Source organism: Sulfurospirillum diekertiae (genome assembly GCF_002309535.1).
Lineage (GTDB): Bacteria > Campylobacterota > Campylobacteria > Campylobacterales > Sulfurospirillaceae > Sulfurospirillum > Sulfurospirillum diekertiae.
In genome coordinates this window covers 1,387,595-1,409,109 of the sequence record NZ_CP023275.1, presented here as the reverse complement: position 1 = coordinate 1,409,109, position 21,515 = coordinate 1,387,595, and the positions used below count along the sequence as shown (strand labels likewise).

18 protein-coding genes and 1 pseudogene are annotated in these 21,515 nt (G+C 35.8%); 8 read left to right on the top strand and 11 right to left on the bottom strand.

Translation table 11 applies throughout. The annotated features are described in order from the left end of the window. Positions 1-24: 24 nt before the first annotated feature. Complete coding sequence (locus SJPD1_RS07270; RefSeq protein WP_096046629.1) at positions 25-1,776, top strand: GspE/PulE family protein; 1,752 nt, start codon at positions 25-27, stop codon at positions 1,774-1,776. After that, on the top strand, positions 1,773-3,014 hold the full coding sequence (locus SJPD1_RS07265) for a type II secretion system F family protein (protein ID WP_096046628.1): 1,242 nt from the start codon (positions 1,773-1,775) through the stop codon (positions 3,012-3,014). The genes SJPD1_RS07270 and SJPD1_RS07265 overlap by 4 nt, the downstream gene beginning before the upstream one ends. Positions 3,015-3,054: 40 nt before the next feature. Here the strand turns inward: SJPD1_RS07265 and SJPD1_RS07260 are convergent, their stop codons facing one another. Beyond that, on the bottom strand, positions 3,055-3,498 hold the full coding sequence (locus SJPD1_RS07260; RefSeq protein ID WP_096046627.1) for a hypothetical protein: 444 nt from the start codon (positions 3,496-3,498) through the stop codon (positions 3,055-3,057). A gap of 24 nt (positions 3,499-3,522) precedes the next feature. Further along, positions 3,523-4,230 (bottom strand): flagellar basal body L-ring protein FlgH, encoded by a 708-nt coding sequence (flgH, locus tag SJPD1_RS07255; protein ID WP_096046626.1) that lies wholly within the window; start codon positions 4,228-4,230, stop codon positions 3,523-3,525. Positions 4,231-4,311: 81 nt separating this feature from the next. Between flgH and SJPD1_RS07250 the strand changes: the two genes are divergently transcribed. After that, positions 4,312-4,758 (top strand): GatB/YqeY domain-containing protein, encoded by a 447-nt coding sequence (locus SJPD1_RS07250; RefSeq protein ID WP_096046625.1) that lies wholly within the window; start codon positions 4,312-4,314, stop codon positions 4,756-4,758. Between the two features lie 47 nt (positions 4,759-4,805). Here the strand turns inward: SJPD1_RS07250 and SJPD1_RS07245 are convergent, their stop codons facing one another. From SJPD1_RS07245 to SJPD1_RS07205, 9 genes are all read right to left on the bottom strand, one after another. Then, the gene (locus SJPD1_RS07245) at positions 4,806-6,017 is read right to left on the bottom strand and encodes an acetate/propionate family kinase (protein ID WP_096046624.1); all 1,212 of its coding nucleotides are present in this window, start codon (positions 6,015-6,017) and stop codon (positions 4,806-4,808) included. After that, positions 6,014-8,122, bottom strand: a complete 2,109-nt coding sequence (pta, locus tag SJPD1_RS07240) for a phosphate acetyltransferase (RefSeq protein ID WP_096046623.1) — start codon at positions 8,120-8,122, stop codon at positions 6,014-6,016. The genes SJPD1_RS07245 and pta overlap by 4 nt, the downstream gene beginning before the upstream one ends. Positions 8,123-8,193: 71 nt before the next feature. Further along, entirely contained in the window at positions 8,194-9,633 is a 1,440-nt protein-coding gene (locus SJPD1_RS07235) for a Mur ligase family protein (protein WP_096047816.1), read from the bottom strand. Positions 9,634-9,638: 5 nt separating this feature from the next. After that, positions 9,639-9,908 (bottom strand): acylphosphatase, encoded by a 270-nt coding sequence (locus tag SJPD1_RS07230; protein ID WP_096046622.1) that lies wholly within the window; start codon positions 9,906-9,908, stop codon positions 9,639-9,641. Beyond that, positions 9,905-10,624, bottom strand: coding sequence for an alpha/beta fold hydrolase (locus SJPD1_RS07225; protein ID WP_096046621.1), 720 nt, complete (start codon positions 10,622-10,624; stop codon positions 9,905-9,907). The genes SJPD1_RS07230 and SJPD1_RS07225 overlap by 4 nt, the downstream gene beginning before the upstream one ends. Next, positions 10,617-10,841: a type II toxin-antitoxin system Phd/YefM family antitoxin gene (locus SJPD1_RS07220; RefSeq protein ID WP_087438612.1), complete on the bottom strand. Its 225-nt coding sequence runs from the start codon at positions 10,839-10,841 to the stop codon at positions 10,617-10,619. The genes SJPD1_RS07225 and SJPD1_RS07220 overlap by 8 nt, the downstream gene beginning before the upstream one ends. A gap of 53 nt (positions 10,842-10,894) precedes the next feature. Further along, positions 10,895-11,929, bottom strand: coding sequence for a D-alanine--D-alanine ligase (locus SJPD1_RS07215; RefSeq protein ID WP_096046620.1), 1,035 nt, complete (start codon positions 11,927-11,929; stop codon positions 10,895-10,897). Between the two features lie 13 nt (positions 11,930-11,942). Beyond that, entirely contained in the window at positions 11,943-12,500 is a 558-nt protein-coding gene (gene ruvA, locus SJPD1_RS07210; RefSeq protein ID WP_096046619.1) for a Holliday junction branch migration protein RuvA, read from the bottom strand. Next, positions 12,497-14,428: a flagellar assembly protein A gene (locus SJPD1_RS07205; protein WP_096046618.1), complete on the bottom strand. Its 1,932-nt coding sequence runs from the start codon at positions 14,426-14,428 to the stop codon at positions 12,497-12,499. Before SJPD1_RS07205 ends, ruvA begins: the two co-directional genes overlap by 4 nt. Before the next feature lie 131 nt (positions 14,429-14,559). On the opposite strand from SJPD1_RS07205, the gene murJ reads away from it, so the two are divergent. The 5 genes and pseudogenes from murJ to SJPD1_RS07180 all read left to right on the top strand — a co-directional run bounded on the left by murJ (position 14,560) and on the right by SJPD1_RS07180 (position 21,515). After that, entirely contained in the window at positions 14,560-15,969 is a 1,410-nt protein-coding gene (murJ, locus tag SJPD1_RS07200; protein WP_096046617.1) for a murein biosynthesis integral membrane protein MurJ, read from the top strand. Continuing rightward, entirely contained in the window at positions 15,956-17,353 is a 1,398-nt protein-coding gene (gene cysS / locus SJPD1_RS07195) for a cysteine--tRNA ligase (RefSeq protein ID WP_096046616.1), read from the top strand. Before murJ ends, cysS begins: the two co-directional genes overlap by 14 nt. Continuing rightward, positions 17,354-19,068, top strand: a pseudogene (locus SJPD1_RS07190) (ABC transporter ATP-binding protein). Positions 19,069-19,142: 74 nt separating this feature from the next. Continuing rightward, positions 19,143-20,207 carry a quinone-dependent dihydroorotate dehydrogenase gene (locus tag SJPD1_RS07185; protein ID WP_096046615.1) on the top strand — a complete coding sequence of 355 codons (1,065 nt, stop codon included), beginning with the start codon at positions 19,143-19,145 and terminating at the stop codon, positions 20,205-20,207. Between the two features lie 48 nt (positions 20,208-20,255). After that, a complete protein-coding gene (locus SJPD1_RS07180; protein WP_226372268.1) occupies positions 20,256-21,515 on the top strand; it encodes a M16 family metallopeptidase in 1,260 nt (419 codons plus the stop codon).

The window sequence follows — 21,515 nt, the reverse complement described above, 5'->3', positions numbered from 1 at the left end:
AAAATTTATAAATAGTGGTAAAAAATGAATGATATTACAACAACACTTTTAACATATCTTATTCACAATCGTATAATTGATGAACATAGTGCTGCTAAAATAAGAGAAGAAACACAACAAAATAATCATAAAGTATTAGGCGAAATTCTCTTAGAAAATAATTTTTTTACAAAAGAAGACCTTCTTATTTTAGTCATTGAATTTTTCAAAAAAGGGTACTTAAACTTAGAAGATGTTAACGCTAATTTTGCAATTGACAGTGAAAAATTTTTACAATCTTTGGCTAAAAATCTTAATTATGAGTACCTTGATCTTGATTCAATAGACATTGATTATCGCCTTGCATCAAAACTTCCTTTTGCTCAACTTAAAAAATTTAAAGCGCTTCCTATTAAGGAAGATGAGATTAATATTTTTGTTGCATTACAAGATCCATTAGACATCAATGCTCAAGAGGGCGTTCAAAGAATTTTTCCACGAAAACTACTCAAAGTTATTATTGCAGAGCCTACACAAATTGATAAATACCTAATTAAAATGGAGTTAGGTGAAAGTATTAAAGGACTCATTGGCGAAATTCGCAAAGAGATTACTTCTAGTGCTGCTGAAAATCCGCAAGAATCTTCTGGAATTTTAAAACTTATTGAGATTATTCTTAAAACGTCTATTCTTGCGCGGGCAAGTGATATTCACATTGAACCAACAGAAAATAATTGTATTGTTCGAAGCCGTATTGATGGCATGCTTACTGAAACATTTATTTTTGACAAAGATATATACCCTCCTCTAGGTTCACGAATGAAGTTACTTTCCAACATGGATATTGCTGAAAAAAGAAAACCCCAAGATGGCCGTTTTTCAGCTACTATTTTAGGTCGTGAGTATGACTTTAGGATTTCTGCGCTACCTACAATCAATGGTGAATCCATTGTGATTCGTATTTTAGATAAATCAAAAGTCATGATTAAAATTGAAGACCTTGGTATGCATCCAAATAACTATAGTAAGTTTGCTCAATCAATGAAATCTCCTTATGGTATTATCTTAGTGACAGGGCCTACAGGAAGTGGTAAAACAACAACGCTTTATGCTGCTTTAAATGCTATTAAAAGTGTACAAAGTAAAATTATTACTGTTGAAGACCCAGTAGAGTACCAACTCAATTTAACGCAACAGGTACAAGTGAATGAAAAGGCCAATCTTACATTTGCTACAGCATTGCGATCTATCTTAAGACAAGATCCAGATATTATTATGATTGGTGAGATTCGTGACACTGAAACTCTCCGTATTGCTGTACAAGCAGCACTCACAGGTCACTTAGTCTTTTCAACACTCCATACAAATGATTCTATAAGTGCCGTAACAAGAGTTGTAGACATGGGAATTGAACCTTATCTTATTAGTGGGTCATTAATTGCGATTGAAGCACAAAGATTAGTCCGTAAATTATGTCCTTATTGTAAAACAAAATATACATTACCCAAAACTGCCCACGATGAAATCCAAAATATGCTTCCTGAAAATTTTCAGTTTTATAAAAACAATGGTTGTGAAAAATGTTCACAAACAGGCTATTTAGGTCGTGAAATGATCTCAGAAATCCTTCCAATCAGTGAAAAAATTTCAAGTATCATTGCCCAAGGTGGAAGTAAAAGTGATATTAAAGAGCAAGCAATCAAAGAAGGTTTTGTTGATATGTTCCAAGATGGTATTACGAGAGCTGCACATGGCATTACAACGCTAGATGAAATCATAAGGGTGGCAAAAGAATGAAATACTTTGAAGTAAACTACCTATTTAAAGGGCAAAAGACTAAAACTGTTGTCAAATCACCCACACGAAATGATGCAATAGCCATTGCAAAATTAAAAATTCCAGGAGTCATCTTAAATATTAAAGAAACTTCTGCACCCCTTGAAGACCAGTTAGGCGAACTCAAAAATCAAATGGTGAATGCTCTTTTTCGTAAAAAAATCAAAATGCCAAACCTTATTGCAGCGATGAGACAATTGAGTGTTATGACCAATGCAGGTATTTCTATTCATGATAGTGTTAAAGAAGTTGCTAATGCAACCGTGGACAAGACACTGAAGGAAATATTTAACAGCGTCAATGATGATCTAAACTCTGGACTTAGCCTTACTCAATCATTGATGACATATCGCAATGAAGTAGGCGATGTGACTCTTGCTATGGTTGAGTTGGGAGAGAGCACAGGAAATATGGCAGAATCTTTAGAAAAACTTTCAGAAATCCTTGAAGAAATTGAAGAAAATAGACAAAAGTTTAAAAAAGCGATGCGTTATCCTATTACTGTGGTTATTGCGATTGCGATTGCTTTTTCAATACTCATGATTTACGTTGTTCCAAAATTTAAAGAAATTTTTGCCCAACTTAAAGCGGAACTCCCTTTACCAACAAAAATCCTTCTTTTTATGGAAAACCTTATCAATCATTATGGTCTTTACCTTTTAATAGGTATTGTAGGTACTATAATATTATTTCAATATCTGCTTAAAAATAATGAAGAGTTCAAAAAGAAATTTGATATCTATATTCTTAAAGTTTATCTCATCGGTGATATTATTTTTTATGCAACACTGAGCCGTTTTTGTCTAGTTTTTACAGAACTTATTCGTGCGGGTATTCCTATTGCTGATGCACTCGATACAGCTTTATTAACGCTAGAAAACACCCATCTAAAAAAGAAACTTTCCAGTGTTAAAATTTCCGTACAAAGAGGTATTTCATTAACGGAATCATTCCGTGATACAGGGCTTTTTGAAGGGATGCTTATCCAAATGATTCAAGCAGGCGAACAAAGTGGAACGCTCGATAAAATGCTTGAAAAAGTAACGCTCTATTTTAAATCACGTTTTAGTCAAATTATTGATAATATCGCTAGTTATATTGAGCCTATTCTCCTAGGCTTTATTGCTGCAATGGTACTTTTGATGGCTCTAGGTATTTTTATGCCTATGTGGGATATGGCAAAAGCCGTGAAATCATAAAAAATATAACTTTGCCTTTACATGTAAAGGCAAAGTATGATTAAAATTCTTTAGGAATGGTGCAATCTAATTGATCTTGGAATTTTTCAGATGCTAAGGCAATGAGCTCTTTTTGCCCCAATTTTGCAATTAAACAAAGTGCCCCTAGCTTTTTACACCACAAACGTTCAACTTTAATTTTATAGTCATCTTCTTTAATTTTTGTAAAAATACTCCAACTACGAATACTCTTTTTTTCTTTATATTCAAGAATGTCAATAATTTCTTTATCATCAATTTTACGTTCAATAACAGAACGTAATTGTGTTTCATTCAATCCTAATCGCCATGCTTTATACCCTAAAACGATAGCACGAGCACGATTAGGTGTATTTGTTTTAAGCTTATCAAAACTGACACCAAAATATTTAAGCGCAACAATAATATCTTTTGCCTTAAAAATTTTGTCTCTTTCAATAAACTTAGGTGGGTTACTGTTTTCCAAAAAATATCCTTTAGTATAATTGCATTAAAATGGCCAAATGGTTTCCATAAATTTAGCACCCCATGGCTTGGTCGTTGTTTGATCTATATCACCTTCTGTTTTGTAAAGAATTTTTGCATCTGCAATATATTTTGAATCAATGTTGTTGTTTTTATCAATATCATAAGGTCGAATGACACCACTCACTTGAATAATTTGCTTTTCACCATTAATCAATAATTCGCGACTACCCTCAATAAAGTAATGTCCATTATTTAAAATCTTAATGACACGGGCCGAAATAGTCGTGCTAAAGGTTTCATTACGCGTATTACTTCCATTGCCTGTAAAAGAGTTATTGGATCCTGTTGTAAAGCCAATATTACCAACATCATTTAAATTTTTGGATACCGTACCTAAAACACCACCACCTGCAGCAGTGGTAATGCCCGCTCCAAGAGAATCACTGCTCTGTTTTGTTAAAGCCTTTTTCCCAGTAGATGTTTGTGCTGTTTTTTCTGTAATAGTAACAGTGACAACATCATTCACATGCATTGCTTTAAGATCGGCAAATAAAGGGTTGTCACCTTGTCCAAAAAGGCTACCTTGATTAGAAGGCATTGCTTCGTTCACTTTGGAAGGCGTTTCATCAACGTATACAGGTGCTTTCATACTAATTTTTGGATCAGCTGGATGTACAGAGCAGCCTGCCAAAAAAAGAGCGGCTACAAAGCTACATGTAAAAACTCTCATACGGCTCCATTTTATTCTATTTTTTACTATTATACTATAAAATACTCGCCTCTAAAGTAAATTATATTCTAAGGAAAAAAGATGTCAGAACTCAAATCAAAACTTCAAGATGATCTAAAAGATGCGATGAAAACCAAAGATACTTTTAAACGTGATGTCATCCGTTTTTTGATGAGTGCGCTTAAACAAATTGAAGTCGATGAACGTAAAGAACTGAGTGATTCTGATATTGTAAAGATTATCCAAAAATCACTCAAGCAACGTGAAGATGCCTTATCTGCTTTTAAAGATGCAGGAAGAGTTGATCTTTATGAAAAAGAGTTGGCAGAAGCAACCATTTTAAAAAGTTATTTACCACAACAACTCAGTGATGAGAATCTTAAAGCTATCATTCAAAAGCATATTCTTGCAACGGGGGCAACGAGTTTAAAAGAAATTGGTAAGATTATGTCTGGAGTTCTTGCTGAATGCGAAGGTGTCGCTGATGGTAAACGTATTAATACAATTGCGAAAGAACTTTTGAGCTAAAAAAGAGGTTTACATGTAAAGAAAATCTTTACATGTAAACACATATTCTACGAGTGATGCTTTTGGATCATTTCCAAAGTTTCTATTGCAATTTCAAGCTCTTCATTGGTTGGGATAACCAAAACTTTTACTTTGCTATCATCTGCACTAATCGTTCTAATTTCACTTGATCGAACGCTATTGAGGATTGGATCGATTTTAATACCAAAATTCTCTAATTTTTCACAAGACTTGAGGCGAACATCATTTGCATTTTCGCCAATACCTCCTGTAAAAATAATACAGTCTACCCGTCCAAGAACAGCGGAATAAGAACCAATGTATTTTTTAAGGCGATAATTGAACATGTCACAGGCAAGCTGTGCTCTTTCATCACCCTCCTCTGCCATACGCGTAATCTCACGCATATCGTTGCTCCCACAAATACCTTTTAATCCACTCTCTTTGTTGAGCATCTTATCCAGTTCATCGAGAGTAAGTCCACGTTTACGCGCTAAATAGAAAAGAATAGCCGGATCAAGGTCACCACTTCGTGTTCCCATAATGAGACCTTCTAATGGTGTTAAGCCCATCGATGTATCAACACTTTGACCGTTTTCAATCGCAGCAACACTTGCACCATTACCAAGATGAAGCGTAATAGCGTTAAGCGTATTAATATCTTGTTTCAAATACTTCGCAGCTACTTTAGTAACGTAATAGTGTGAAGTTCCATGGAAACCATAACGTCTAATGCGTAACTCCTCATAGTATTTGTAAGGAATAGCATACATGTAAGCATAATTAGGTAATGTTGAATGAAATGCCGTGTCAAAAACAGCCACTTGAGGAACATTAGGGCTTTGATGTACCGAAACCTTCATACCCGCAAGATGCCCAGGATTATGCAATGGCCCAAGTGGAATTAAACGCTCAATTTCTGACATCACATAGTCATCAACCATCGCTGGCTCTTGAAATGAAGAGCCACCTTGAACAACGCGATGACCAATGCCATCAAGGTCATTAAGGTTGTGAATAACGCCTGATTGAATCAATGCCTCACTCATCCATGTTAAGGCTGCATCATGGTCATGGATAGAGCATTTTTCTTCTCTTTTTTGCTCATCTCCGGCTGATTTTTTATATTTTATTTTAGCCATTGACTCTTTTTCACCAATTTGTTCAATCACGCCACTGGCCAAAACCTCATTATTGGCCATATTGAAAAGTTGATATTTAACAGAAGAACTACCCGCATTTAAGACTAAAATTTTCACTTATTGGCTCCATCATTGGTTTGTGCTTGAATAGCTGTAATGGCAACGGTATTGACAATATCGGGAACTAAACAACCTCGACTGAGATCATTAACGGGCTTTCGAAGTCCTTGTAGCACAGGACCAATGGCAACGGCACCTGAACTTCTTTGAACGGCTTTATAGGTGTTGTTACCTGTATTTAGGTCTGGAAAAATAAAGATGGTGGCTTCACCAGCGACTTTACTATTTGGTAATTTTGTTTTAGCAACAATAGGATCAATTGCAGCGTCATATTGAATTGGCCCTTCTACCAAAAGATCAGGTCGTGTTTCTTTAACAATTTTAGTGGCTAAACGCACTTTTTCGACCTCTTCACCTTTACCTGAATCACCTGTAGAATACGAGAGCATTGCAATTTTTGGAGATATGCCAAATATCTTAGCCGTATCGGCAGAAGAAATGGCAATTTGTGCCAACTCTTCAGCATTTGGATCTTGATTGACGGCACAATCACCGTAAACTAAGACTCTTGTATCTAAGCACATAAAGAAAAGACTCGAAACAATCGAAATGCCTGGTTTGGTTTTAATGATTTGCAGTGCTGGACGAATTGTCTCTTGGGTTGTATGAATTGCACCAGAAACCATACCATCAGCATAACCTAGGTAAACCATCATCGTTCCAAAATAATTTTTCATCATCATACTATCGCGAGCAACATCTAAGCTCAAGCCTTTTGCTTTGCGCATTTCATAGAAAGAAGTGACAAACTCTTCCATTAGAGGTGATGTTAAAGGATCGATGATCGTCGCTTTGCTAATATCAAGTCCAAGCGTTGCGCTCTTACGACGTACTTCTTCTTCAACGCCTAAAAGAATAATATCAGCTACATCACGACGAAGTAAAATCTCCGTTGCACGAAGAATACGTTCATCATTGCTCTCAGGAAGAAGAATTTTTTTGCGATTTCTCCTTGCGCGTTCAAAAAGAGCGTATTCAAACATAATCGGAGTAATAGAACTCGTAGCAGATTCAGTATCAATACTTTTTTCGATTTCTTCAATATTGACATTTGAAGAGAAAAGTCCCATTGCCAATGCAATTTTTCGTACACTTTGTGGTGTAATGGTCGCTGGAACATTGGAGACATTGACAGCCGTATCAAAGGTACCATTGTCGACACTTAAAATAGGAATGGAAAGGTCTTTAAATCCAGCGATAAGCTTGTTAATGGATTTATGAGGCATCATCCCTGCAGTCAGCAAAATGCCAGATATGTTTGGATAATTATTAGAAGATACGGTACTAAGACATCCTACGATAATATCGGATCTATCGCCTGAAGTTATGACCAAGTCACCATCTTCAATATATTCTAAAAAATTATCAAGTTTCATTGCAGCGATTTTACTCTGCTTGACAACTCTACGTAAATCTTTTTCTTCACCATAGATATGGGAACAACCTAGCTTATTTTTTATCTCAGCAACAGTCGGAGTGTCAAGCTCTGGCACCTCAGGTAAAAAATAGACAGGAACATTTTGAATTGGTTTGGCACGATTGAGCTCTTTAAGCTCTTGAACCTCTTGTTCACCTAAACGATTGACAAAGGTCGCAAAATGCTGACATCCAGCACCTTTAATAGCTTCTGCCTCAATAGATATTTCATCTAACACCTCTTTAACACTTTTTTGCTTCCCTTTAAGAACACTGATAAAAGGGCTACTCAAGTTTTTAGCGATTGAAAGATTAATATCAAAATCAAGAGTTTGTGAAAAATTCGCTTGGTTAAGTCCTTCAATGAGTACAAAGTCATACTGGCTCTCTAAAATTTTGAATTTATCAATAAGATTTTCCAAAACTTCATTGTATTTATTTTCAGCAATTAAACTTTCAACTTCATGAACAGTGTAACCATAAGTAGCGTTATAGTCCATTTTAAGGGCATAATATTCCAGCATGAAATCAATGTCTTTATCAACTTCATTCGCATCTAAAATAACCGGTCTAAAAAAAGCAACCTTACCAAGACGCCCTTTTAATAGTTCCATAATGCCCATCGCTACGATCAAGCTGCCTGCAGCAGGTGCAAGCGATGAGATATACAAACTCTTACTTTTCATCTCACTCCTTTTAAATTGATTGCCCATCATACTTTACAACAGATAATAGGAATATAAAAAGGATACGATTATTAGAGAAAAGTTGGTGCATCATTGGAGAAAAGTATCACATCTCCTGCAAATGTTTGTTCTGATAATGTTTCTTGAAGTTTCGTTTTATCGGAAATGATAATTTTTTGAGCTTTCTGAATGTTATCGTGTAAAATAGTAACGTTTATTTTACCTGTAATGATGACAAGATCAAATATATCATCAATTTTTTTGGCAAGTGTCTTATTGGCTTCTTCGGTACTTTCCACAATACCTGGAGTAATAATCACTTTACGCCCCTGATGCTGTGCAACCAAATCATAGGAACTTAGCATGCCTTCTAAATTACCATTAAAACTATCATCAATAATGAGCTTTCCACCCGCTTCAATTTTTTGAAGACGATGTTCAACCCCTTCTAAATGAGATACGGCTGACCTAATCTCTTCAATAGAGAGCCCCAGTGTACGTGCAACATGAATCGCCGCTGCAATATTGATGGCATTAAAAGCACCCAAAAGTTTACATGTAAAATGTTCTTTGACTCCATCTAGCATCATAGAAAAAGAGAGTCCATTTAAATTTGCTTCAATATCACTCAGTTCACTTCCAAAAGAGATGATTGTTTCTGTTCCTTTAATCGTAGCACTTTCATGAACAAAAGCTTTTTCAAGTCGCAAAGAGTGAAGCAGTTCCATTTTGGTATTGCGGATATTTTCCAATGTTTTAAAGTACTCAATATGTTGCTCGCCAATACAACCAACCACCGCAATGTGGGGATTGACAAGTTGTGCGATTTCATCAATATCTCCACGAGCTCGAGCACCCGCTTCAACAATATAAACATCACATTGTTCAGGTAACGATTCATTAATATCTTTGATAATACCACCTATGGTATTGACACTTCTGGGGGTTTTGTAGACATTGAGTTTTGTAGAGAGAATTTGCGCTAAAAAGTTTTTAATACTGGTTTTACCATAACTCGCTGTAATAGCAACTACTTTTAATGCACTGTTTGCCATCAATTTTTTCTGAGCCTCTTTTTTAAAGCTAAGAAAAAGCATCTTTTCATACAACATACTTGCTATTTGAGCCGCCATTAAAAGAATAATGACACCTAGCTTCAAGCATGATGTCACCAATACCATACATAGAAGATCTTGAAAAAGAGTGGCTAAGACTAAAAAGAGGAAAAATCGCTTGACTCGTGCTGTCCAAACAAGTTTTTTGTCCATTTTCTTCTGCCATATAAAAAGAGAGAGTAAAAAAAGTGCAACAAAAAAAGAAAGAACAAAACCATCTAGAAGGTAGTACCCTGCTAAAGGAACCAAAAAATAGAACACGTGCCAATCATAACGATTGTAGTGAAATAAAATGCGCTCTAATCTATAACTGTACCACTGCATTGCCGTTATAAAATAGTAGCTAAGCCCTAATATAAAACAGAGGTGAGTGATGCTTGTAACCATTGTTTCCATGCTCATTATCTCTTTTCAAAATCATCAAAGATCATATTTTCGATCTTTTGGCAGGTAACATCTTGAACATCTGAAAACATTGAACCATCATAGAGTTTACTAATAAAAAATTCCAAATCTTCCTCATAAGTAGAGTTAATCACAACTTCAACACTACCATCGGCACTATTTTTGACATATCCTACATAATTCAATGCTTGTGCTATATCAACAACAAATCGGCGAAAATTAACACCTTGTACGCGTCCTGTTACAATCAATCTATAAGTACTCAAAATCCAAACTCCAAAAGCGTTTTTTCAATTATTTTTGACTGTTTTAAAAAAAAGAAATGGTCTCCTTCAAGTGGATAAAAGTGACTTCCTTGAATTAAAGCGTGCATTTTTTCTCCACTTGCAATCGGTGTTGCGCTATCCGTTTTGCCCCAAAATAGAAATGCTTTTGCTTTACATGTAAGAAACTGCTCACTAAAATCTTCATTAACGACCTTTTTCAAAATTTCATACATGGTTGGGCTCATACCTTCCACATCTTTGGTTGCAAAAAAACGGTAAAAAGAGTGTGGAGCAAAGGGTTTAAGCATTTTAAAAAGGGCTATTTTTATCTTTACCTTTAACGATTTTGGTATAACAATGCCGGCACTTGAGAGTAAAACCAAAACTTCTGGGTGCAGCAAGGTTGCCACTTTACCGCCATAGGAGTGCCCAAAGATGATGAGAGGCTTTACATGTAAAGCTTTCAAAAAGACATGCACAATGTCGGAATAAGCTCCCGTATCAATAACATCATTAATTGAAGAGTGTCCAAAACCAGGAAGATCAAGATAAAGATGCTGGTACTGAGGAAACGTCTTTCCAAACGCTTGCTTCATAATCTCTTTATTACTGCCCCAACCATGCAAAAAGAGAATAGTTTGAGGTTGGTTTTGATTGAGCAACTCATACGATAATTCGTAAGAAGTATTTTGAAATACGATCTCTTTCTTAGCCATCACTCTTCTTTTTCGTGTTGGCGTAGATTTTTTCTAAAATATTAACGGCTTCACTCATTTTTTCGTATTCATCTACCGTGATCATAACCGCTTCAAAGCGGTTATTTTTCACGATGACAACACGTTTACTTTTACCTTTGGTAATACTACCCAACACAGAACTAAAGTTGCGCACCATGTCTGTTGCAGTCATTATCTCGTTTTTAGCATAGGTCATCCATTAGAGCCTTTGTGCAAAATTTTATGTAATATCCTACATAAACAAGACTTTTACTTACCTTTAGCTGCTTGAATGGAGTTGATATAGCGGTACTCTTTTGGAATCGTGATACTTTTTGGCAACCATTTTGAGAGATTCTTAATCATTTTATCAAAATCATCAAAAAGATAATTTGCCATGCTACCAGGGATGGGGTTGATTTCATTAAGATATGTTATGCCATCAATTACAAAAAAATCACAACGAATGAGTGCCCCTAGGAAAAGTGGATCGTAAAGTTTCATAAATGCGTCACGAATTCCCTCTTCTGCTTTGATATCTAGCGTAGCCTCATTCACTCTCTTTGTACGCGAAAAATCTAAATATTTTTTATCGAAATCTAAAAACTCTTCTTTTTGTGGTTCTTCGATAATAGAAAAGTGAAACATATCAGTCTTACAACCTGCAAGATTGTATTCTTTTACACCACTGATGAATGGCTCTATGAGGATACTATCATCAAATTCAAAAGCAACATCAAGTGCGTATGCAAGCTCTTTTTCTTCTTTAACAATCCCTATGCCAATGGAACTTCCTAGGCGTAAAGGCTTTACGATAAAGGGATAAGCAATTTTAATCGGTTCGTTACTTCCTTTACGAAGCACTTGGTAGTCTAAAACATTAACGCCCACTTCCTTGGCGTAAAGCTTTGTAAAAAGTTTGTTATAGCTGATGCAACTACCTTCAATCCGTGGTCCAATGTAAGGTACACTAAAAAAATCAAGCATAGAACTGAGCTTTCCATCTTCCCCATCCATACCATGCACAAGGTTAATCATGACATCAAACGTCACTTTTTCTTCACCCAACATTTTTTTAGCGTAAAAACCACCTTGCTTAAGATAGAGTGGTTTATCTTTTTTATATTCTCCACTGCTAAAACGTTTTGACGTAATTTTATCGGTAGGAATCAAGTAAAAATTACGGTAATAATCACAAAAAATATAAACAATGTCACTTTTCAGCACTTTTTTAAGAGCAATGGCACTCACCACGCTAATCTCATGTTCAAAACTTTGGGCGCCAAACAAAACGGCTACAGTCATTTTCATCCTTTATTTAACTAAGCTTTCTAAGAGCTTCTTTAATGAGTGTTTGAGTATCTACGCCTTGACAGGTACTCAATACTTTTTTAATCATTTCTTTTTTAAATCCAAGACTTTCAAGGGCCAAAGAGGCTTCTATCATACTGTTAGAGCTATGCTCATCAGCACTAAGTTGCAATGAAAAATCACTCAGTTCCACTAAAATACGTTTGGCACTCTTGGGTCCAATACCAGGAACTTTTTGAAAAGCTTGAACATTTTGACTCACTAAAGCTTGTGCAAAATCATCGGGACTGAGCGTTGAACAAACCGCTAAAGCCGTTGAAGGACCAATGCCATTGAGTTTAATAAGCGTGTCAAATACTTTTTTCTCATTTTCGTCGATAAAACCATACAAACTGTGCTGATCTTCTCTGATAATTTGGCTTACATGTAAAGAGATTATTTCACTGCTAATTTTTCCAAGACACGATAATGAAACAAACACTTTATACGTCAGACCAGCAGTTGTTTTAATATGGACAAACGTCACCTCTTTTTTAACAACTTTTCCTTCAATACCAACTATCATTTGCTGCTATACTCCGCGGAACGCATTACTCTATGTTCGCCATTGCCCATATCTTTGAGCGTAATTTCACGTACAATTTCATGCTCTTTTGGATTGTAGGTTATATCTTTAGGTGGAGAAATAAGTCTAAATCGTATTTCATTAAACTCTTTCCAAGCAGAATGGTTAATAATTTTTGCTGAGAACACTTTATTTTGGACTTGATTGAGCTCTTTACGATATTCTTGCAACTCCTCTTTTTTATCTTTAAAGGTCTGCAAAAACGTATTATAATCAATCACTTTTTCTTGAAAATCTTTAATCTTTGCAAAAAGTGTCATAGGCGGTTCGACACCATTACGCTTAAGCTCCATAATCTTATCTTTAACCATCTCAGCCATGGGTTTATTTTTATCGATAAACTCTTTTTTTGAACTGAGTTGTCTAGGATATGCTTTGAGCTCTTCTTCAAGCTTTTCGATCTTAATATTAATTGTATCAATCATTTCATTGAACTCTTTTGTGACACTTGGATCAATAATAAGTTTATTGTTGTTGCCTTTAAGTTCGGTTATTTCGATAAGATCGCACGCTGTTATTTTTGCATTGGAAAGAAGATTGTCTATTTTAACGCTATTGGCAATAATTTCGCCACCAATCATCTGTTTAACATGGACGGTATTCCCAATGACTTTTCCACCTTCCAGACGATCAATTTCAATGTCTTGACCATTCGCTTCACCACGATGGACTGAAATAATGATTTTATCTGCCTCAATATAAGCACTCTGATGTGTTTGTCCGCCAATTTCAGCAATCTTTGCTTTAATTTTAGCACCACTTCCAATGTTACCTTGAACATGTACTTCGGAAGTCTCAACACTCATACCAGCGCCTATGGCATCTTTTAAAATATCACTTTCTTTGATATTAATTTTAATGTTTGAACCCAAACTTGCATCAATAGAACCTGTCGATCTGAAGCTTATTTCGTTAATTTCCATCTGATCTTGGATATCATAAGTGCCTTTGTCAAAGTTTACATAGCCACCGCGATTTGCAATATATTTGATACTCGTATCGCTCTCTTTTTTAGCGAGATTGGCCGTAATAGCAATAGGTGTATCATTCGACTTACGAGGTTCTTTTACAGGTAAAAATGCTCCTCTACAGTTACGTCCAGGAGTTCCAAGTTGCGGTTTAATATATTCAATAATACATTCATCTTTATCAACAGCGAGTACGTATCCTCGTTTAGAATAATCAATTTTGCCATCGGTGCTTTTAGCATTGATTTTTTTCTTATAGTGATAGATAAGATCATCATTGATGGAAGGTACTTCATCCACACCTTGACAGACAACAAAGGTCTGATTTTGATCGATAATTCCATTCACGCGAATATTAGCTACAATTTTTTTAACTTCTTTATACATATTTTGATCACGAATACCTACCAAGATGCCTGCTTTAATCTTTTTGATTTGAATATCTTCAATTATTTTCTCTTCAAGTTTTGAGGTATATTTGACATCATGGCTTTTCGCAACCATTGCAATAATCTTAGTTAAAGTTTTATTACCACTGAGTGTTATATCAGGAAGAATCGTATGATCTTCTTCTTGATCGGCAATTTTATATATTTCAACACGATAATGTTGTGTCAATTTGAGATTGGGGTTGAGTAAAAAGCTATCATCCAATAAAAGTTTTAACTCTTCTTCATTCATCTCATTATTTTCACTCTTTTCATCGCTGTAATACGTTGTTGTACGTAGAAGTTTAAAAGAGAGCTCAGTAGGCTTCACATGACTTGCAATAGCAACATTTTTAAGTTCTTTGATGACATTGATAGTGTCTATAACGATAGATTTAAATTCAGATACATCACCATCACTTTGCGTACCCGCATCTGTATTATGACCTTTAATCTTATCAAATAGCCCCAATGTGCACCTCTGTTTTTTGAATAAACTCTCAATTTTGCTTTAATATCGACAAATGTTGCATATAATATTAGGAAATCTTAGCGAAAAATAGATAAAAATATTGTTTAAACCATTTTTTGATAAGATACGCAATGCTTATTAAATCATTTTTTACAAACAGTATTGGAACCCTTGTCTCACGTATATTTGGCTTTATTCGCGATATACTGAGTGCTTCAATTTTAGGCGCAAATATCTATAGCGATATCTTCTTCGTGGCGTTTAAATTTCCTAATCTTTTCCGCCGTATTTTTGCGGAGGGCGCTTTTACACAGAGCTTTATTCCAAGTTTCATTAAAACATCGCGTAAGGCACTTTTTACCTATACCATTTTCTCACGCTTTTTACTTTTTCTTATTATTTTTTCATTGATTGTTACGCTTTTTAGCGAATCTTTTGCCAAAATAATTGCTTTTGGCTTTGATGATGAAACGGTGGCACTCTCTGCGCCTTTTGTTGCTATTAATTTTTACTATTTACCTCTCATCTTTTGTGTCACCCTTTTTGGCTCCCTTCTCCAGTACAAACACCATTTTGCTGTTTCCGCTTTTTCAACAGCACTTTTGAATATTGGTATGATAGGGGCTCTGCTTTTATTTCAAGGCTATGATCGTAAAACGATTGTTTATGCTTTAAGCTATGGTGTTTTGGTCGGTGGAGTATTGCAAGTGATTGCCCATCTTTTTGCGCTTAAGAAAGAGCGTTTTTTTAAATTTTTAGCACTGGGTTTTAAGTATCGTCACAAGAGAGATGCGGCGCTTGAAGAGAGCAATAAAAACTTTAATCGCTCTTTTTGGCACTCTGTTATTGGAAATTCAACACCGCAAATCGTCTCTTTTGTTGATACAACACTGGCAAGCTTTTTAGTGACGGGTAGTATTAGTTATCTCTACTATGGAAACCGTATTTTTCAACTTCCACTGGCTCTTTTTGCCATAGCACTTACCACAGGAATTTTTCCAAAAATTAGTCGACTCATCAAAGCCAATAAAGAAGAAGAAGCTTCGAATTTACTCTCTCAAGGCTTTTGGATTTTAGCATTTTTACTCACAACATCAACACTGGGTGGTTTTATCCTTAGTGAAGAAATTGTCAAATTGCTGTTTCAACATGGTTCTTTTTCGACTCAAGATACAGCCAACACAGGTTTTGTCTTAGCAATGTATATGATAGGTCTGATCCCTTTTGGTTTAGCAAAACTTTTCTCCCTTTGGCTTTATGCAGGGATGAGACAAAAAGAAGCTGCCATTATTGCTATGTATTCGCTCATTGCTAACCTTATCTTCTCCTTTAGTCTTATCAAACCTATGGGCGCAGCAGGCCTTGCCCTTGCAGGATCCCTTTCGGCGTTTGTTTTGCTCTTTTTTACCCTTCGCTCATTTGGGCTAGGAAAGTTTTTTGCTATACTATATAGTAAAAAATCAATCATTTTAGTCATACTCCTTATTGTGGAATGGGGTGTATTACACTATGTAAAGGAACTTATGCATGTTTATTTATGATTCGGTACAGAAGAAAAAAGTACCGTTTATTCCTATTCAAAAGAATGAAGTTAAAATTTATGTTTGCGGTCCAACCGTATACGATGATGCTCATTTAGGACACGCCAGAAGTGCCATTGCTTTTGATCTTTTACGTCGCGTATTTATTGCCCTTGGTTATCATGTCACCTTTGTGAAAAATTTTACAGATATTGATGATAAAATTATTAATAAAATGAGAGAAAGTGGAAAGTCACTTGAGCAGATCACTTCGTTTTACATTGAACGCTACAAAAATGAAATGCACGCTTTACATGTAAACGATGCTGACATTGAACCAAAGGCGACAGAGACGGTGTCGGAAATCATTTCGTTTGTGGATGAGATGCTTCGCAAAAAAGTCGCTTATGCGACCAGCGACGGTATCTATTTTGATACGGCTAAAGATAGCAAATACCTCTCTTTAAGTCACCGTATCATTGAAGAAGATGCGAGTCAATCACGCGTTGAGCAAAAAGAAGAGAAAAAAGATCAAAAAGATTTTGCATTATGGAAATTCTCAAAAGCCAATGAGCCAAGCTATCCGGCCCCTTTTGGTGTGGGGCGACCGGGTTGGCACATTGAGTGTTCGGCAATGATTGAAAAACATCTTGCGAGCAGTGGCGATTTTCAGATCGACATTCATGCGGGAGGTGCAGATCTTCTTTTTCCACACCATGAAAATGAAGCGGCGCAAACCAGATGCAAAAGCGATCAAGAGCTTGCTAAATACTGGATGCACAATGGTTTTGTCACTATTAGCGGTGAGAAAATGAGTAAGTCACTCGGAAATAGCTTTTTCTTAAAAGATGCGCTTGCGATTTATAGTGGAGAAGTACTTCGTTTTTACCTTTTAGCAACGCATTATCGTGCAAATTTCAATTTTTCAGAAGAAGACCTTGTAACCACTAAAAAACGTCTTGATAAACTTTATCGTTTGAAAAAAAGAGTTTTTGAAAATACAGTCAGTGAAGTCTCCGTTCCGTTTAAAGAGGCTATGCTGGAAGCACTAAGTGATGATCTCAATATCTCTAAAGCCCTTGCAAGTTTGGATGAGATGATCACTTCAGCCAATGAAATGCTCGATCTTAACCCGAAAGATAAAGCACTCAAAGCCACAACGCATGCCAATTTACAATGGATTGAATTACTATTAGGTATTGGGCTTTATAATCCTTATACATACTTTCAAATTGGTGTCGGTGATGCTGAAAAAGCGGAAATTGAAACATTGATTGAAGAGCGCACCGTTGCCAAAAAAGCCAAAGATTTTATGAGAGCCGATGAAATTCGCACCCTCCTCGAAACCAAGCAGATACAACTTATGGATACCACAACGGGTACACAGTGGGAAAAGGTGAACTAGATGCTCGGTATTAAAGGCGTATTAGCCCGTTTTTCTCCTTTTTTTAAGGACTATATTCCCTATTTTCTCTTAGCGATTTTTGGAATGCTTCTCTCAAGTGGGGGACTGCCTATTCAGCGTATCTTGTCAAGCCTCTTTTGGATGAAATTTTTATCGCCAAAGATAAAGAGATGCTTGAACTTTTACCCTATGCGATTATTGCTGTTTACGCACTTAAAGAAGCAGGACGTTATACACAAGCATACTACACCGCCTATATTGGGCAAGATATTATCAAACGCTTTCGTGACATAATTTTGGAAAATCTTTTAAAACTCGACCTCTCTTTTTTTCATGAGTACCGAACGGGTGAACTTATCAGCCGTAATACGAATGATGTAGAGCGCGTTAGAACCGTTGTCTCCAATCTCATTCCTGAATTTCTAAGCCAAACACTGACTATTTTTGGCTTAGTGGGGGTTGTCATCTATCAAAGCCCTGAACTTGCTTTTTATTCGCTCATTATTATGCCTTTAGCGATCTATCCTTTGAGTGTACTTTCCAAAAAAATGAAAAAAGTCTCACGACAATCGCAAGAAAAAGTTTCGGATATTACGGCAAAACTCAGTGAAATTTTCAACAATATTGAGATTATTCAAGCCAATAATGCACAAACATACGAGCACGAACTTTTCAAAAAAGATAATGAGCGTTACTTCAAACTGACAATGAAATCGGTTAAAGTCAATGAACTTGTCAGTCCTGTTATGGAAACATTAGGTTCTATTGGTGTTGCCGTAGTGATTTTAGTCGGTGGTAAAGAGGTGATTGAAGGGGGTATGAGTGTTGGTGCATTTTTCTCTTTTTTAACAGCTCTTTTTATGCTTTATACGCCTATTAAAAGAATTTCAGGACTTTATAATAAAATGCAAGACGCATTGGTTGCCAGTGAGCGCATTTTCTTTTTGCTGGATCAACGTTCATCTATCCCCGTTGGAACAGAAATGTTACCTTCTAAAATTGATACGATTTCTTTTAATCACGTTTCTCTCTTTTATGGCGAAAAAGAAGCTTTACAAGATGTGAGTCTTGAAGCAAAAGCAGGTGAAATGATAGCCCTCATTGGCGATAGTGGTGGAGGAAAAAGCTCTTTAATGAATATACTGATGCGTTTTTATGATCCTACAACGGGTGATGTTTGTATCAATGGTACTAATCTGAAATCTTTTGATCTTCACGATTTACGTCACAATATTGCGATGGTAACACAGCGTGTTTATATTTTTCATGATAGTGTTGCTGCCAATGTTGCTTATGGTAAAGAAATCAATGAAAATAATGTTATTGACGCGTTGAAAAAAGCAAATGCCTACGAATTTATTCAAAATCTTCCAGAAGGTATTCATACCCATTTAGATGAGTTTGGAACGAACCTTTCAGGAGGACAGAGACAACGTATTGCCATTGCGCGTGCGATTTATACCAATCCACAAGTGCTTATTTTAGATGAAGCAACCTCGGCACTTGATTCTCAAAGTGAGCAAAAAATTACTGAGGCGATTGAAAATCTTATCAAAGATAAAATCACTTTTGTCATTGCCCATCGCCTCAGTACCATCAAAAAAGCAGATAAGATTGCGCTTCTTAAACATGGTAAAATTTGCGCCATTGGAAGCGATGAAGAGCTGTTGGCTAACTCCAAAGAGTATCTTAAACTCAAAGGTTTGCAGCACTAAAAAAGGGCTAAAATCAACCATCTTTTATCTTTAGTGGAGTATAATCGCGTACTTTATATTGAAGGAAATAAAAGATGTTTGATTATTATGGTCTGATGAAAAAATTCATGTTTAACTTCTCTCCAGAGAATGCTCACCACATTGCAGAATTTTTCTTTAAGAATGGTGCTAACTATGCTCCTTTTATTCTTTCACCATTGGCTGAGCATTTTTTTATTCATGATAAACGTTTGGAACAAACTATTTTTGGTAAAACATTTTTAAATCCTTTGGGTCTTGGTGCAGGTTTTGATAAAAATGCAACGATGATTCAAATGCTCACAGCCCTTGGATTTGGTCATATTGAGTATGGTACGATTACACCTGAGCCTCAAAGTGGTAATGCCAAACCAAGACTTTTTCGCTATGTAGAACAAGAATCTATTCAAAATGCAATGGGTTTTAATAATGAAGGTATGTATAAAGTCGGCACGCGCTTAGAGTCACTTTACCCCTTTGCAACACCTTTAGGTGCCAATATAGGAAAAAACAAAACGACTACGGTTGAAAATGCACTCAAAGACTACGAAAAGTTAATTAAACGCTTTAAAGATTTAAGCGATTATTTGGTCATCAATATCTCTTCTCCGAATACTCCAGGTCTTCGAGATTTGCAGAATGAGCAATTTATTAAAGATCTTTTTGTGATGGCAAAAGAGTTAACCTTAAAACCGGTACTTCTTAAAATTGCACCCGATCTTGAGATCAATGATGCTTTACATGTAAGCTCAACGGCCCTTGAAAATGGAGCTGCGGGAATCGTAGCAACCAACACAACCGTTGACTATTCTTTGATTCCCAATGCAAGAGACTTTGGTGGTCTGAGCGGCAAAGTGCTAACAGAAAAAAGTTTTGTCATGTTTGAAGCTCTCGCGAAAGAGTTTTTTGGCAAAACGACACTCATTTCAGTTGGGGGTATTGATTCAGCGGATGAAGCCTACCGAAGACTGAAAGCGGGAGCAAGTTTGATTCAAATTTATTCGGCATTCATTTTTAAAGGACCTTCTCTTAACCGTGCAATCAATCTTGGTATTTTGGAGCGCATGGAAAAAGATGGATTTAATCATATTAGTGAAGTTATAGGAAGCGATAGGAGATGATAAACAATGAAACAGATACTACTATTTTTACTATTTTTAGGAGCATTAATGGCTAACTCTCTACCTGAGCACTTTACTAAAACATTGGAGAATGGACTTCAAATTGTTGTCATTCCCATGCATAATAAAAGCGATGTTATTACGACAGATATTTTTTATAAAGTCGGTAGCGGCAATGAGATTATGGGTAAAAGTGGTATAGCCCACATGCTTGAACACCTTAATTTTAAATCGACTAAGAACCTTAAGACCGGTGAATTTGATGAAATTGTTAAAGGCTTTGGTGGCGTGAATAACGCATCAACAGGTTTTGATTACACGCATTACTTCATCAAAAGTTCATCCAAAAATTTACCAAAATCATTGGAGCTTTTTGCAGAACTGATGCAAAATCTTAAACTCACTGATGAAGAATTTCAACCAGAACGTAATGTTGTTCTAGAAGAGAGGCTATGGAGAACGGATAATTCACCCATTGGTTATCTCTACTTTAGACTTTTCAATAATGCCTTTACCTACCATCCATACCATTGGACACCCATTGGTTTTATAGATGATATAAAAAATTGGAGCATTGAAGATATTCGTAGTTTTCACTCAAAATACTATCAACCTTCAAATGCCATTGTTGTGGTTGCGGGTGACATTGAACCCGAAGATGTTTTCAAAAATGTTACAAAATATTTTGGTGACATTAAAAATTCTACGCCTCTTCCAAAGGTACATCATCAAGTTGAACCACAACAAGATGGTGCAAAACGTCTTTTTATTAAAAAAGAGAGTGAAGTTGAAATGGTGGCTATTGCCTATAAAATTCCAAATTTTCTACACGAAGACCAAGTGGCACTTTCTGCTTTAAGTGAGCTTTTAAGCAGTGGAAAAAGTAGCAAGCTACACCGTATTTTAGTAGATGAAAAGAAACTGGTCAATCAAATCTATGGCTATGCAATGGAAGCAAAAGATCCCTCTGTCTTTTTATTTTTAGCGGTCTGTAATCCAGGTGTAAAAGCAGAAAGTGTTGAAACTGAAATACTCAAAATTATTGATAGCCTTAAAAAAGACGATGTCAGTGATAAAGATATTGAAAAGATTAAGATCAATACAAAAGCTGATTTTATTCATAATTTAGAAAGTTCTAGCGATCTTGCAACCCTTTTTGGTTCCTATTTTGCAAAAGGTGACATTACACCTCTTTTGAACTATGAAGAGGGGATTAACAAGCTCAAAAAAGAAGATATAATTAAAGTTGTCAATAAATATTTAGTTCCACAATCATCTACCACAGTTATATTAAGAAAGGATTATTAA

What these genes read in the sequence shown, in the direction of transcription:
- SJPD1_RS07180 (WP_226372268.1), top strand. Translation starts at nt 20,256, where the DNA reads ATGGCTAACTCTCTACCTGAGCACTTTACTAAAACATTGGAGAATGGA.
- SJPD1_RS07185 (WP_096046615.1), top strand. Translation starts at nt 19,143, where the DNA reads ATGTTTGATTATTATGGTCTGATGAAAAAATTCATGTTTAACTTCTCT.
- SJPD1_RS07215 (WP_096046620.1), bottom strand. Translation starts at nt 11,929, where the DNA reads ATGACTGTAGCCGTTTTGTTTGGCGCCCAAAGTTTTGAACATGAGATT.
- cysS (WP_096046616.1), top strand. Translation starts at nt 15,956, where the DNA reads ATGTTTATTTATGATTCGGTACAGAAGAAAAAAGTACCGTTTATTCCT.
- SJPD1_RS07235 (WP_096047816.1), bottom strand. Translation starts at nt 9,633, where the DNA reads ATGGAAACAATGGTTACAAGCATCACTCACCTCTGTTTTATATTAGGG.
- SJPD1_RS07250 (WP_096046625.1), top strand. Translation starts at nt 4,312, where the DNA reads ATGTCAGAACTCAAATCAAAACTTCAAGATGATCTAAAAGATGCGATG.
- SJPD1_RS07225 (WP_096046621.1), bottom strand. Translation starts at nt 10,624, where the DNA reads ATGGCTAAGAAAGAGATCGTATTTCAAAATACTTCTTACGAATTATCG.
- murJ (WP_096046617.1), top strand. Translation starts at nt 14,560, where the DNA reads ATGCTTATTAAATCATTTTTTACAAACAGTATTGGAACCCTTGTCTCA.
- flgH (WP_096046626.1), bottom strand. Translation starts at nt 4,230, where the DNA reads ATGAGAGTTTTTACATGTAGCTTTGTAGCCGCTCTTTTTTTGGCAGGC.
- SJPD1_RS07265 (WP_096046628.1), top strand. Translation starts at nt 1,773, where the DNA reads ATGAAATACTTTGAAGTAAACTACCTATTTAAAGGGCAAAAGACTAAA.
- SJPD1_RS07270 (WP_096046629.1), top strand. Translation starts at nt 25, where the DNA reads ATGAATGATATTACAACAACACTTTTAACATATCTTATTCACAATCGT.
- pta (WP_096046623.1), bottom strand. Translation starts at nt 8,122, where the DNA reads ATGAAAAGTAAGAGTTTGTATATCTCATCGCTTGCACCTGCTGCAGGC.
- ruvA (WP_096046619.1), bottom strand. Translation starts at nt 12,500, where the DNA reads ATGATAGTTGGTATTGAAGGAAAAGTTGTTAAAAAAGAGGTGACGTTT.
- SJPD1_RS07220 (WP_087438612.1), bottom strand. Translation starts at nt 10,841, where the DNA reads ATGACCTATGCTAAAAACGAGATAATGACTGCAACAGACATGGTGCGC.